Source organism: Gordonibacter urolithinfaciens, assembly GCF_900199375.1.
Classification (GTDB): domain Bacteria; phylum Actinomycetota; class Coriobacteriia; order Coriobacteriales; family Eggerthellaceae; genus Gordonibacter; species Gordonibacter urolithinfaciens.
On sequence record NZ_LT900217.1, the window covers coordinates 2049064 to 2061909 of the forward strand.

Genomic DNA, 12846 nt, shown 5'->3' on the forward strand with positions numbered 1-12846 from the left:
CCTTGCGGGGTCCGGGCCCTGGAAACGCGAGTCCGGAGAGAGCTCGAACGTCGCGAATCAGTACCCCACCAGGCCCACGAGCGGGGCGAGGATGGTGGCGTGGAGGATCATCATGGCGATGGTCGGCGCGATGCCGGCCTTGAAGAACTCGCCCATCTTCCACTGGCCGTGCTTGAACGTCATCATGTTGTTGCTGTCCACGCCCAGAAGGAACGTCGTGTTGGCGTTGAACGCGATGATGATGGCGAACACGGCGGCCGACACGCCCATGGCAGGGCCCATGCCCGCAAGCGGGATGAGGCTGATGGCGATGAGCGCCGGGCCCACCGGGATGATCAGGCGCATGAGCGGCAGCGCCACGGCGGTGGCGGCGACCACGGCGAAGGCCGACACGGCCATCTTGCCCACGGTGGCGCCGAAGAGCCAGCTGGCCGCGCCCTGCTCCTTGATGCCGCCCGCGATGGACTGCACGCAGCCGATGAGCAGCACGATGGCCCACTGCACGCTGGCGATGTACTCTTTCCAGGTAAGCACGTCGATGCCGGGCAGGAAGAACAGCGCCAGGCCCGCAACGGCGATGGCCGTGGCGTCCCATCCCGTCCAATTGCTGGCCACCCAGCATACGATCATGAGCGCCAGAATGGCGAGCACCTTCTTGTCAAACCCGTCGAGCTTGCCCACCGACGCGCCCGATTTCTCGATGGCGAGCATCGTCTCGTCGGAGATACGGTCGGTCTTGAAGATGAACACCACCGACAGCCAGCACACCACCAGCAGGATGAGGGCGATAGGCGCGCAGATGATGACCCAGTCGAGGAACGAGATGGTGAAGCCCGCGTTCGCGCCCAGCATGTTCAGCGTCATGATGTTCAGCGCCGAGCCGGCCGGCGTGATCATGCCGCCCATGCACGAGGCGTACGCGATGCCTATCATGAGCGCCTTGCCCAGGTTGGCGGCGTGCTTCGCGGTGCCGTTCTTCTGCTCCACCTCGATGATGCTGGACATGGCGATGCCCGCGAACAGCGCCGTGCAGGGCAGGTTCGAAACGAAGGCCGAGATCACGGCCGTGGCCACCATGAACATGAGCACCGTGAGCTTCGCGTTGCCCTTCGTGATGTGCATGAGCGTGAACACGATCTTCGTGGGGATCTTCGTCTTCAGCAGCGCCGACGTGATGCCGAACGACGCCAGGATGAAGAAGATCACGTTGCTGATGAAGTTCGCCCATACGCCGGGCGTGCCGTTGTACGGGAAGATGCCGAATCCCGGCATGAGGCACATGAGCGCCAGGCCCGATATGGCCATGGGCACGGGCTCCGTCACCCAGAGCACGATGCCGGACACCATGAGCGCTATGGCCATCTTGCCCGCGTAGGACAGCCCTTCCGGCGTGGGAAGGAAGTGCGCTATCACGATGATGGCCACGGCGACGCCGATAAGCGCCAGCCTCTTGCCGAGCGACGTGCCTTGTTGCTTTTTGTTGTCGGACATGAGATGAATCAACCCCCTTGCTTTTCCAGTTGCTTCCTTGTTCTGTTGGAGCTTCGGTCCATCCCCCTTTCTCCGCTGCGCGCCGTGCAAGGGACGCGCCTCTCCGCCGAATGCTCGCCTCCCACTATCTCCGAGCGCGCGGGATCGTGAATCGAATGGCCGTTGCTAAAACCGGGGGAAGTCATCGAAAAATCCGTATGAAGAACCCGCATGAAGGGGGTCATACGCACAGTAGTATGGCGTTCGTGCGCTTTCCTTTCAGGCGTCCGATTCGTGCCTTGCGGGTTCACGTTATGGTGGGCGCCTGTTCGAGGGCTCGGCGTGCGAGGGGGAGGTATTCGATGGGCGAAAAGGGACGGAGCGCGAAACGAAGCCAGGCGCTGGCAGGCGGTTCGGCGGCCAGGAGGGTCGCCTGCGTGGCGGTGGCGGTGGCGTTGATCGCGGCCGCATGGTTCGGGCCCACGCCGGAGGGGCTCTCCGAGGCGGGGAAGATGTCGCTGGCGCTCATGGTGGCGGGCATCTTCCTGTGGGTGACGGAGCCGGTGCCCGTGGCCATCTCGGGCCTCGTCATGATGGTGCTCATGCCCGCCTTCGGCGTGCTGGAATTCAACGGGGGCGTGTGGAGCGGGTTCATCAGCAGCGTGATCTTCTTCATCCTGGCGTCGTTCGGTATCACGGCGGCGCTGCTCAAGACGAAGCTGCCCACGAAGATCGTGTTCGCGCTCATGCGCCTGACGAAGGGCAACGCGCGGGCCACCGTGGGCGCGTTCATGGTGTCGGCCGCCGTGCTGTCGTTCTTCATCTCCGACCTGCCTTGCACGGCGCTGTTCGCGGGTATTGCGGTATCGAGCATTCTCAAGATCGAGGGGTGCGAGCCCGGCAAGTCCAACCTGGGGCGGGCGCTCATGATAGGCATCACGTACGCGTCGGTGGTGGGCGGGCAGTCCATCCCGTCGGGCAGCGCCATGAACATCATGGCCATGAACGTGCTGGCCGCCAACACCGGCATAGAGATATCGTTCCTGGACTGGACGGCCATCTGCATGCCCATCGCGCTCGTGCTGCTGGTTGCGTGCTGGCTGTCGGTGACGCTCGTGTTCCGCCCGGAGCCCATCTCGGCGGCCACCATGGCCTGCATCGAGGAGAAGGGGCGCGCCGTGGGCAGGCTGGAGGCGCTTGACTGGAAGGTGCTCGGCGTCATGGGCGTGACGTTCGCGCTGTGGATCGCGAGCAACTGGACGGGCTGGGATGCCACGGCCATCGCGGTGCTGTGCCTGGTGCTGTTCTTCCTGCCGGGGCTCGACGTGCTCACGTGGCGCGAGTACACGGCGTCGGTGTCGTGGAACATCGTGCTGCTCATCGGCTGCGTGCAGTCGCTGTCGGGAGGCGTGAAGGAACAGGGGGCGGCCAGTTGGCTCTTTGGCTCCACGGTGGGCAAGCTCGCGGTGAGCGGCACGGCCATCGTGGGCGCCACGGCGGCGCTGCTGCCGCTGCTGCGCCTGGTCATACCCGTGGGACCGGCGTTCATCGCCATCTGTCTCATACCGCTCGCGTCGCTGTCCGCCGCGTTCGGCGTGAGTCCTGTCGTGTTCACGGTCATCGTGGCGGTGAACGCATCCACCACGTTCCTCATGGGCGTGGACAGCAACAACATGTTGTCGTTCCGCTACGGCTACTGGAAGATGACCGACTTCTTCAAGGCGGGCGTGCTGCCCACGCTGGCCATGATGGCGCTGCACGCCACCGTGCTCGCCCCGCTCGTGGCAGCCGTGGGATACTAGGGTAGCTGGGGCGTCAGCTGGCAGGCGCCGTTCGCCCGCCGGAACGCCGCGCCCGACGAACCCGGCGGCGCCTTACTGGTACACGACCTCCGTGGAGTCCACGATGCTGATGAGCTCCTGCTGCGAGTTGATGCCCATCTTCTGGTAGATGTGGTACACGTGCGTCTTGGCCGTGTACGCCGAGATGTTCAGCTCGTCGGCGATGAACTGGGCGTTGCGCCCCTTCGCCAGGTAGTACAGGATCTCGCCTTCTCGGTTCGACAGCTTGTACGTTTGCGCTGCCTGGTTGCAGCGCTGCTTGAAGTAGCCTCCCTCCACGATCTCGGCCTTCACCGTTTTGTCGGCGAACGTGTTGTCCTTGAACGGCACGAACGCGGCCAGCAGCGCCAGCGCCAACAGCAGGCCGAGCGCCAGGTAGGGCACGTAAGCGAACAGGCTCGGATTCGCATACTCGATGGCCATGCACAAACTCCAGCTTACGATCATGCCCGCCGGCAGCACCAGCTGGCCGCGGGCGATGCGCCAGAACGGCGAGGGATGGCCGCTCGCGAAGCCCACGAGCGCGCTCAGGTTCGAGAAGTCCAGGTACACGTACACGCCGACGATGAACAGGCAGCATGCCAGCATGAGCCCCGGTCCGAGGAACGCGAGTCCCAGAAAGCCCACCACCAGCAGCAGAAGCGCCACCTTCTCCGCGGTGCCGAACGGCACGTAGCGCTTCACCAGAACGCTCAGCGCCAGGTGCAGCCCGGCGCCGCACGCGACGGCCGCCGCGACGGCCAGCGGGTCCACGGCGTCCAGGTTCGCGCACAGCAGGTACAGCGCGATGCCGAACAGCGCGCCGAACACGGCCACGGTGAATCCGGTAAGCGGGAACAGGCGCGTCTGCTCGAGCGGCGAGTCGGGCTCCTGCTCGCTGCCCACGATGTGGGTGCGCACATAGTGGAGCACGGCCAGCGATGCCAGCGGCAGCAGCACGAGCGCAACGTCACCGTAGGGCGGCAACAGCTCGCAGGCGAAGAGGTAGACCACGGCCCCCGCCAAGGCGCTTGCCGACAAGTACGCCCCCACGTCCTTTTGCCAACCCACCATGAACACCTTGGGCCAGAGAAGGAAGATGAGCGAGAAGCCGCACCCGCCCAGGAACCAGGCGGCGAAGAACGCAGCCGGGGGAACGGCCGCGTAATGGGCGACGAGGTTGAGCAGCCCAAGCGGAAGGGATAGCAGGGCTGCCGCCCAGGGAAGCGGGTCGTGCTCCGTCCGGCTGAAAAGGTCGCGCTTCAGGTACACGAGCAAAAGCACGGCCAGGACGCCCACAAGGAACGCGAGCTTCAAAACGAGCGACAGGTCGCCGGCGTGGCTTGCCGGATAAGGGCTCAAGAGCACGAGGTAGAACCAGGCCCAGAAAGAGGCGAATCCTGCCGAGGCAACCGGAAGCATGGTTCTCACATGCGCTTTCTTCACTTTCATAGTGCGCTGCCTTCCCCTGAATCTTTGCATAGGCCGCCTTACGCCGGCGGCGCGTCGTTCCATTATAGGCAAACCGCTGCGGTGAATGGCGCAGACCGTGGCTGCGGGCTGCGTTGTTCCGGCGCCGTTGCGCGGCGGTGCTCCGCCGCCCTAGGCTTTCCCCGGGACTGCCTCCGCTGGGATGGAGGGGAGCGCCACGATGAAGCAGGCTCCTCCCTCGGGCAGGTTGATGGCCTCCACCGTGCCGTCGTGCGCTTCCACCACCGATTTCACAATGGCCAGCCCCAGGCCCGTGCCGCCCGTTCCGCGGCTGCGCGAGGCATCGGCACGGTAGAAGCGGTCGAACAGCAGCTTGGGGTCGGCGTCGCCGAAGCCGGGGCCGTCGTCCTTCACGGCCAGGATGGAGTTGCCGCGCAGGCCGAACAACTCGATGACGATATGCCCGCCGGGGTCGATGAAGCGGCTTGCGTTCTCCACGAGGTTCGTCACGGCCTGCTTGAGGCGGTCGGGGTTGCCCAGCACGTCGGGCGCTTCGCCCACGATCTCGGTGTTCGCCTCGCGGTCGCGCAGGATGGGCTCCAGCGCGTCGAGCACGCTGTGGGCCAGGCTGTTCAGGTTCACGCGCGAGAGCTCGAACGGGGTATGGTCGTTCTCGATGCGCTGGAGGGCCAGAAGGTCGTTCGTCAGGCGGCTCAAGCGCTCGCTCTCGCCCACGATGATGGAGCAGAACTTGTCGTGCAGCTCGGGCGGCAGGTCGGGGTCGGAGAGCATCTCGGCATTGCCGCGGATGGCCGTGAGGGGCGTGCGCAGCTCGTGGGCCACGTCGCTCACGAATGCCGACTGGCGGCGCTCCTTGAGCGCGAGGTCGATCTGCTGGGACTTCGTCTTCTTCACCAGCGAGTCGATGGTCTTCGACAGCTCGTCGGCCTCGTGCAGGCGCCCGTCCGGGGCCAGCGACACGTCGGCGCCGGAACGGACGGCCTCGGTTTTCTTCACCAGCACGTTCAGCGGTTCGGCCAGGAAGTGGCCGATGATGAGGCTGAGCACGAACGTGACCAGCCCCGTGGGTATGAGAAGTAGAAACGCCTTCGGCGGAGTGCCGAAGGCGATGAAGCAGGTGAGCACGATGATGGCGCCGGCGAGCAGCATGAGCAGCGTTGCCAGCAAGGAGAAGTATGTCTGCAGCCTCTTTATTGTCTGAACCTGTACCCGTATCCGCGAACCGTCTCCACCAGGCCGGGATCGTACCCGGCGCCCTCAATCTTATCACGGAGGCGCTTGATGTGGGTGTCGACCGTCTTGGTTTCCGTCAAGTATTCCCAACCCCACGCATCGCGCAGCAGGTCCTCGCGCGACACCACCTTGCCGGCGTTCTTCATCAGGCTGGCCAAGAGCTCGAACTCGCGCGGCGTGAGGTCTATCTCGCCGTGCTCGCCCGATGCCGTGTGGGCGTCTTCGTCCAGCGTGATGCCGCTGGCCGTGATGGCGTGGTTCGCGCCGGGGAAGTCGCCGCCGGAGCCGCGGCGCAGGAGCGCGCGGACGCGGGCGATGAGCTCGCGCACGCCGAACGGCTTGGCAAGGTAGTCGTCCCCGCCGATCTCCAAGCCCACCACCTTGTCGAGCTCCGTGTCGCGCGCCGACAGGAACAGCACCGGCACGGTGGTCTTGGAGCGCAGGCGGCGACACAGCTCGTAGCCGTCCATGCCGGGCAGCATGATATCGAGCACGAACAGGTCGTAGGGGTTCTTCGTCGCCAGAGCCAGGGCCTCCTCGCCATTGTCTACCACGTCGGTGTAGAAACCCTCCTTCTTCAAGGCGTAGCTGACGAATTCCGTGATGGAAGGCTCGTCGTCCACGACGAGGATGCGGTTCGGTGTATCGTTCATGTGATACCTTTCTACGAGTGCGTAGTCAGATAAAGGCGGCGGGCGACCGCTTGGTATAATGATCAACCGCAACTATATCCGCTCCCGTCCGTTTCGCCTGCGTCCGAGGGGGTTTGTCAAAAACATGTTACTTGCCATCGATGTGGGGAACACCCAGACCGTCGTGGGGGTGTACGAGGGCGAGGTGCTCGCCCACATGTGGCGCGTGGCCACGAACAAGAGCCATACGTCCGACGAGCTGCGCGTGAAGGTGCTGCCGCTTTTGGACTCGGAGGGCATCGCCCCGGGCGACCTGCAGGGGGCGGCGCTCGCCTCCGTGGTGCCGCAGCTCACGCAGGCGTGGTGTGCGGCGCTGCACCGCATGCTGGGCATCGACGCGCTCGTGTGCACGGCTGCCTCGGCCGGGGAGCTGTTCCCCACCACGTACGCCAACCCCGGTGAGATCGGCGCCGACCGCGTGGCCGACGCCGTGGCCGCGCGGTCGCTCTACGGCGCGCCCGTGGTGGTGGTGGATTTCGGCACGGCCACGAACATCGAGGTGGTGGACCGCGAGGGGCGTTTCATCGGCGGCGTCATCGCACCGGGCGTGGACACGAGTGCCGCGGCCCTGTTCTCGCGCGCCACGCGCCTGGCCGCCATCGACCTGGTGGACCCGCACACGGCCATTGGCGGCAGCACCGAGCAGGCCATCCAGGCCGGTATCGTGTACGGCGAGGCCGACCGCGTGGACGGCCTCGTGCGCCGCATCTTCGCCCAGCTGGGCTACGAGGCCCCCGTGGTGGCCACCGGCGGTTTGGCCCCCCGCGTGGCCGAGCTCTCCCAGACCATCACCGTCACGAACCCGGAGCTCACGCTGGAAGGATTGCGCCTGATACACGAGGCGCAGGGGAAGGGCACGGGGGTTTAGACGCCGACCGCAGCCGCGGGGACGAAGGCGTCCTCGGGCAGGGTGCCCTCGATGCGCGCGAGGACGTCGGCCGAGCTTGTCGGCTCTATCGCGAGCATCTGGCGCACCCGCGCGCCCAAGAGCCGGTTGAGGGCGTCAAGCCGCTCCTCATCCACGGGATAGACGGGGTGGTTCGTCAGCTCGAAGGAGAGCATACGGCGCAGCGCCTCGCGGTGCCGCTCGGTCATGACCACTTGGAGCACCTGGTCGAAGGGCAGGTTGCTGCCGGCGGGCGCCTGGCTGCCGGCCTTGCGGGGCCACTCGTAATGCCTCCGGGGAAACCCGCGCCGCCGCAGCGAGGTTCGCGGGGAAGCGCGACTGCCCGGTTGCGGGCCAGAACGGCACGAAGGCGGTGTCCTTGTCGTGCATGAGCGGGCAGACCGAAGCGAGCTTTCCCTGCCATTTCTCCAGATCGTAGTCCACATGGGGGATGCCGAATGCTTCGGCGGCCTGCGCGGCGAAGAACTCCGAATAGGGCTCCATGCCGGAGTTGGCGTACCCTTCCGTGCCGGCTTTGAACAGGAGGAGCGCATCGTCGATTCTTCGCCAGGCCTTCGGGTACTGGCCGTCGGTGGTCCATTCGGTCGAAAGCCCCGCGCGGCGATGCTGGGCGAGGGGTATCCCGTGTAGGCCGTCAGTGCGAGAGCTTCGTCCAGCTCGTTGTCGAACAGGTTGTAAGCGGCGAACGTGCCCGCGAACCCTTCGGGAACCACTCAGTACGCGTCGTTGATCGAAAGGCCCAGGCACACGTCGATGATGCCCATGGTGTCGCCGGGGGTCAGCCCTGCTTGGGCGAGGATCTTGTCCGCGAATCGTCGGTTCTTCGGCACGACGCGCGTATCGAGCCACTCTTTGAGGGGATTCTGTCCCAGGTAACGCATCAGGGGAGGGGGAAGAGGCTGCGCGCGTCATCGCCACTGTCGAGGACGGAGGACGACACGTTTCCGAACGCGTCGGCCATCGCAGAGAAGACGAGCAGCGCCCGGTCGTAAAGCCGCAGTTCGTAGCGTTTTACCTGGTTGACCATGAGCGCTCTTTCCCCGTGTCGCATTTGCCCTGGATCGCCGGCCGAGCGTCTCGATTATACCTGAAGCCTCCGGGAAGGTTAACGCGGGCCGCCGCTCCGTTGCTGCCGCGAAGATCAAGCGGATGCGCAGCAGCGTTTCCTCGGCTTCGGCATGAAGGGCGTCGCTGCGATGCGAAGCTCATCTGCATCGGCGCGAAGCCGCTGCGCCGAAAGGGCCAAGGCGGCGAGCTCGCCCTCTAGGTACTCGCCGGTTTCCTCGGGGTTCGACCTCACGGCGGCATTCGCGAAGAGAAGAGCATCTTCAAGCTCTCGCGCTTCCCGCTTGACAAGGTCGATGCGGTCGATGACGTCGATGGGGATAGAGCCCCTTCGAGATGCGTGCTTATTCTTGGCCATGAATCCCCCTTTTCGTCCACCTAGTGTACACAACTAAAGTTATTCGATCAACTCTAGTTATGCAATTTGCTTTGAGAAAAGCGCTTTCCTCCATCCTTCTAGTAACAGGAGGTGTGCTCATGAATACAAATGAAGCTATTAGAACAATGGTGGAGGAATCCGGCTATAGTCATAGAGCTCTTTCCGTCGAGCTCGGCCATTCAGCTACCTGGCTGAGTTCGACTCTGCATCGACCCGGAGACTCCGAGTGTGGGACGGTGGCGGCAATCGCCCGCATCGCAGGCTATTCGCTCGTGCTGGTTCCGAGGGATCGTCCTCTGCCGGTCGGCTCTTTGGTGATCGACCCGCCGAGCGACAACGCGTGAAAATGTCCCAAAAGGGGACAGGCGCCTTTTGGGACATGCTGCGGTGCGCTCAAATTCGCTCTCCGTTCAAGATGAGCGGGTGCCGTTCTGCGTGCATAGCGCGAACGGCACCCGCCTCCTCTTCCGATTTTGAGCTGGGGGCGAGCGGCCCGAGCTCCCCGGTTGCTGGTATTTGATGGCCCTTGCGGAAAACAAGGTGGTCACGGGCCGAAAAACCAGTAGAATGCAGGAAAGCGCACCGACGAGGAAAAGGGAGGGCCCCACGTGTTGAGCGACATCGAAATTGCCCAGGCAACGAAGCCGCAGCCTATCAGCGCCATCGCCGAGAAGGCGGGCGTGCCGGAAACGTACCTGGAGATGTACGGCACCAACAAGGCGAAGGTGGACTACAACCTGCTCAAGGACGTGGAGCACGAGCCGGGCAAGCTCATCCTGGTCACCGCCATCAACCCCACGCCGGCCGGTGAGGGCAAGACCACCACGACGGTGGGCCTGGCCGACGCGCTGGCGAAGCAGGGCAAGAACGTGGTCGTGGCGCTGCGCGAGCCGTCGCTCGGCCCCGTGTTCGGCATCAAGGGCGGTGCGGCCGGCGGCGGGTACGCCCAGGTCATCCCCATGGAGGACATCAACCTGCACTTCACGGGCGACTTCCACGCCATCGGCGCGGCCAACAACCTGCTGGCGGCCCTGCTGGACGCGCACATCCACAACGGAAACGAGCTGGGCATCGACGTGCGCAAGATCACGTGGAAGCGCGTGGTGGACATGAACGACCGCCAGCTGCGCAACATCGTGGACGGCCTGGGCGGCAAGGCCCACGGCGTGCCGCGCGAGGACGGCTTCGACATCACGGTGGCCTCCGAGGTCATGGCCATTTTCTGCCTGGCCACGTCCATCATCGACCTCAAGGAGCGCCTGGGCCGCATCGTGGTGGGCTACACCTACGACGACAAGCCGGTCACGGCGCACGACCTGCATGCGGAAGGCGCCATGACGGCCCTGCTCAAAGACGCGCTCAAGCCCAACCTCGTGCAGACGCTCGAGGGCACGCCCGCGTTCGTGCACGGCGGCCCCTTCGCCAACATCGCGCACGGCTGCAACTCAATCATGGCCACGCGCATGGCCATGGCGCTGGGCGACTACTGCGTGACGGAGGCCGGCTTCGGCGCCGACCTGGGCGCGGAGAAGTTCCTGGACATCAAGTGCCGTTTGGCGGGCCTCAAGCCCGACGCCGTGGTCGTGGTTGCCACGGTGCGCGCCTTGAAGAATCACGGCGGCGTGGCGAAGGCGGACCTCAACGAGGAGAACCTCGAGGCCCTGGAGGCCGGCCTGCCCAACTTGCTGCAGCACGTGGAGAACATCACGCAGGTATACAAACTGCCGTGCGTGGTGGCCATCAACGCGTTCCCCACCGACACGAAGGCCGAGCTCGACCTCGTGGAGGCCAAGTGCCGCGAGCTGGGCGTGAACGTGGCGCTTTCCGAGGTATGGGCGAAGGGCGGCGAGGGCGGCCAGGCGTTGGCGACCGAGGTGGTGCGCCTGTGCGCCGAGGGCGACGCCGAGGGCCGCAGCGCCGAGACGTTCGAGTTCTCCTACGGCGACGACCTGACGCTGGCCGAGAAGATTGAGGCCATCGCCAAGCGCATCTACCACGCAGACGGCGTCGTGTTCGAGCCGGCCGCGAAGAAGGAGCTGGCCCAGCTGGAGGCGCTCGGCTTCGGCGCCATGCCCGTGTGCATGGCCAAGACGCAGTACTCCTTCAGCGACGACGCGTCCAAGCTGGGCGCGCCGCGCGGCTTCACCGTGACCGTGCGCCAAGTGAAGGTGTCGGCCGGCGCCGGCTTCGTGGTGGCGCTCACGGGTTCGATCATGACGATGCCGGGCCTTGGGAAGGCCCCCGCCGCCTTCAAGATCGACGTGGACGAGAACGGCAAGATCAGCGGGTTGTTCTAAAAGGCTTCCGTCTCTACAAACGGGGCCCGGTGACATGCGTCGCCGGGCCCCGTTTTTTGTCCAGCGGACTCTATGCGGTGAGCGACGTGATGGGAACCACGTACACCCCCTCGGGCGTCTTGCGGCAGAAAGCCGCTTTGCCTACCAGAACGGCGAGGAAAGCGGGTTCCTTGTTGCGGGCAGCCGGGTTGGAGGACACCTTGTTCGCAAGCCTCGTGAGGCTCCTGACCGCTTCGGGCACCTTCTCGTCGCTGAGCTTGATCTCCAGCGCGCCCCATCGACCGTCGGCAAGCTCGATGACGGCATCCACTTCAAGCCCGTCCGAGTCGGCGTAGTAGAGCACCTCCGCCTCGGGTGCCTGCTGCAACGCCGCCGCGTACACGCGCAGGTCGCGCAGGCAGAGCTCCTCGAAAAGGTTGCCGAACAACTGCGTCTCGAACAACAGGCGCTCCGGTGCCACGCCGAGGAGCGAAGCCGGCAGAGAAGGATCGGCGAAGGTTCGCTTGGGCTTCGTGCGCACGCGCGAGCGTGATTTGATCGGCGCATCCCAGCCCCTTTGATCTTCGATGAAGTATTGGGCTTTAAAAAAGCTCAGATACGGTTCAAGGCGCTCGCGAACGCCCGCATCGCTCAACTTGCTCGACGGTTCGCCTTCGGACACGTCGGCGAACAGCGTTTTGTAGGTGAGCGTTTTACCGGTGTTTCTTGCCAGGGATACCGCCACCCGTCGGGCAAGGTAGGGATCAAGATCGGCTTTGCGTGCACTAACTTCGAACAATGCGGCGAGATACTGTGCGGGGAGATCACGCGCGAGGGAAGGGTCGACGTCGAGCGAGGCGGGCCAGCCTCCTTGGCAGATGAGGCGGGCGAGGCTTCTGACGTCGGTTTTGACCGCGCGCTGTTCGAAGGATCCCTCGAAAAGGCCGCGCAGGGAAACCGACTGGTCGGAATCTCCGCTTTCGGCCAGGCTCATGGGGCGCATGTGCAGGCGGGCGATGCGGCCCGCCCCGCTATGGGAAACCTGCCTTTTGTCCACCGTGGACGAGCCGGTGAGGATGAACTGCCCCTTCTCGTTTCCCGTCGCATCTACGTAACGCCTGACGGTGTCCCAGATTTTGGGAACCTCCTGCCATTCGTCTATGATATGGGGCCGCGCCCCTTCAAGCGCCAGGCTCGCATCCAACTCGATGGCGGGTTGCACGGCGTCGTCGTCAATGTGGACGATGCTCTCTCCTTGCGCCATGCTGCTCCATGTTTTGCCGCAGAACTTGGGGCCCGCCACTTCGACTGCTCCGAATGCTTTGAGCGCGCGGGCAAGTTTCTCATCGATGATCCGAGGTCGATACGCCGATGGCTGTAAGCTCATAACACTCCCTCCGAAATGGGTTTATCGTCAGTGTATCGCAAAATAGAGGAAAACTTGCTTGCAAAATAGAGCGAAAGTGATTTGCAGAATAGAGGAAAACTGGGGCCTGAAGTGAAACCGGGTCTGGGACCCAGGGACTGGGACCTGACTGAACTCGATTCCGCT

General features: G+C 64.6%; 11 protein-coding genes. 3 read left to right on the forward strand and 8 right to left on the reverse strand.

Translation table 11 applies throughout. The features are described 5' to 3' along the window. Positions 1 to 57: 57 nt before the first annotated feature. The gene (locus tag BN3560_RS08780; RefSeq protein ID WP_096227759.1) at positions 58 to 1491 is read right to left on the reverse strand and encodes an SLC13 family permease; all 1434 of its coding nucleotides are present in this window, start codon (positions 1489 to 1491) and stop codon (positions 58 to 60) included. Positions 1492 to 1832: 341 nt separating this feature from the next. Here BN3560_RS08780 and BN3560_RS08785 point away from each other — a divergent pair, with 341 nt between their 5' ends. Then, complete coding sequence (locus BN3560_RS08785; RefSeq protein ID WP_157780563.1) at positions 1833 to 3272, forward strand: SLC13 family permease; 1440 nt, start codon at positions 1833 to 1835, stop codon at positions 3270 to 3272. A gap of 72 nt (positions 3273 to 3344) precedes the next feature. Here BN3560_RS08785 and BN3560_RS08790 read toward each other — a convergent pair whose 3' ends face one another. From BN3560_RS08790 to BN3560_RS08800, 3 genes are all read right to left on the reverse strand, one after another. Continuing rightward, positions 3345 to 4742 carry a helix-turn-helix transcriptional regulator gene (locus tag BN3560_RS08790; protein WP_157780564.1) on the reverse strand — a complete coding sequence of 466 codons (1398 nt, stop codon included), beginning with the start codon at positions 4740 to 4742 and terminating at the stop codon, positions 3345 to 3347. A 150-nt stretch (positions 4743 to 4892) separates the two neighbouring features. Next, on the reverse strand, positions 4893 to 5909 hold the full coding sequence (locus tag BN3560_RS08795) for a sensor histidine kinase (protein WP_227115073.1): 1017 nt from the start codon (positions 5907 to 5909) through the stop codon (positions 4893 to 4895). 23 nt (positions 5910 to 5932) lie between these two features. Continuing rightward, entirely contained in the window at positions 5933 to 6628 is a 696-nt protein-coding gene (locus BN3560_RS08800) for a response regulator transcription factor (protein ID WP_015539450.1), read from the reverse strand. A 124-nt stretch (positions 6629 to 6752) separates the two neighbouring features. Here BN3560_RS08800 and BN3560_RS08805 point away from each other — a divergent pair, with 124 nt between their 5' ends. Then, positions 6753 to 7535 (forward strand): type III pantothenate kinase, encoded by a 783-nt coding sequence (locus BN3560_RS08805; RefSeq protein ID WP_096227761.1) that lies wholly within the window; start codon positions 6753 to 6755, stop codon positions 7533 to 7535. Here the strand turns inward: BN3560_RS08805 and BN3560_RS08810 are convergent. The 3 genes from BN3560_RS08810 to BN3560_RS08820 all read right to left on the reverse strand — a co-directional run bounded on the left by BN3560_RS08810 (position 7532) and on the right by BN3560_RS08820 (position 8997). Continuing rightward, the gene (locus BN3560_RS08810; protein ID WP_123649834.1) at positions 7532 to 7762 is read right to left on the reverse strand and encodes a hypothetical protein; all 231 of its coding nucleotides are present in this window, start codon (positions 7760 to 7762) and stop codon (positions 7532 to 7534) included. The genes BN3560_RS08805 and BN3560_RS08810 overlap by 4 nt on opposite strands. A gap of 692 nt (positions 7763 to 8454) precedes the next feature. Next, entirely contained in the window at positions 8455 to 8601 is a 147-nt protein-coding gene (locus BN3560_RS14370) for a hypothetical protein (RefSeq protein ID WP_157780565.1), read from the reverse strand. A 114-nt stretch (positions 8602 to 8715) separates the two neighbouring features. After that, on the reverse strand, positions 8716 to 8997 hold the full coding sequence (locus BN3560_RS08820) for a hypothetical protein (RefSeq protein ID WP_096227764.1): 282 nt from the start codon (positions 8995 to 8997) through the stop codon (positions 8716 to 8718). Positions 8998 to 9626: 629 nt separating this feature from the next. On the opposite strand from BN3560_RS08820, the gene BN3560_RS08825 reads away from it, so the two are divergent. Continuing rightward, positions 9627 to 11315 (forward strand): formate--tetrahydrofolate ligase, encoded by a 1689-nt coding sequence (locus BN3560_RS08825; RefSeq protein WP_096227765.1) that lies wholly within the window; start codon positions 9627 to 9629, stop codon positions 11313 to 11315. A gap of 70 nt (positions 11316 to 11385) precedes the next feature. On the opposite strand, the gene BN3560_RS08830 is transcribed toward BN3560_RS08825, so the two are convergent. After that, positions 11386 to 12681, reverse strand: coding sequence for an ATP-binding protein (locus BN3560_RS08830; protein WP_096227766.1), 1296 nt, complete (start codon positions 12679 to 12681; stop codon positions 11386 to 11388). Between the last annotated feature and the right edge of the window lie 165 nt (positions 12682 to 12846).

Coding starts and splice junctions, on each gene's coding strand:
- BN3560_RS08780 (WP_096227759.1), bottom strand. CDS start 1,491: ATGTCCGACAACAAAAAGCAACAAGGCACGTCGCTCGGCAAGAGGCTG.
- BN3560_RS08785 (WP_157780563.1), top strand. CDS start 1,833: ATGGGCGAAAAGGGACGGAGCGCGAAACGAAGCCAGGCGCTGGCAGGC.
- BN3560_RS08790 (WP_157780564.1), bottom strand. CDS start 4,742: ATGAAAGTGAAGAAAGCGCATGTGAGAACCATGCTTCCGGTTGCCTCG.
- BN3560_RS08800 (WP_015539450.1), bottom strand. CDS start 6,628: ATGAACGATACACCGAACCGCATCCTCGTCGTGGACGACGAGCCTTCC.
- BN3560_RS08805 (WP_096227761.1), top strand. CDS start 6,753: ATGTTACTTGCCATCGATGTGGGGAACACCCAGACCGTCGTGGGGGTG.
- BN3560_RS08810 (WP_123649834.1), bottom strand. CDS start 7,762: ATGACCGAGCGGCACCGCGAGGCGCTGCGCCGTATGCTCTCCTTCGAG.
- BN3560_RS14370 (WP_157780565.1), bottom strand. CDS start 8,601: ATGGTCAACCAGGTAAAACGCTACGAACTGCGGCTTTACGACCGGGCG.
- BN3560_RS08820 (WP_096227764.1), bottom strand. CDS start 8,997: ATGGCCAAGAATAAGCACGCATCTCGAAGGGGCTCTATCCCCATCGAC.
- BN3560_RS08830 (WP_096227766.1), bottom strand. CDS start 12,681: ATGAGCTTACAGCCATCGGCGTATCGACCTCGGATCATCGATGAGAAA.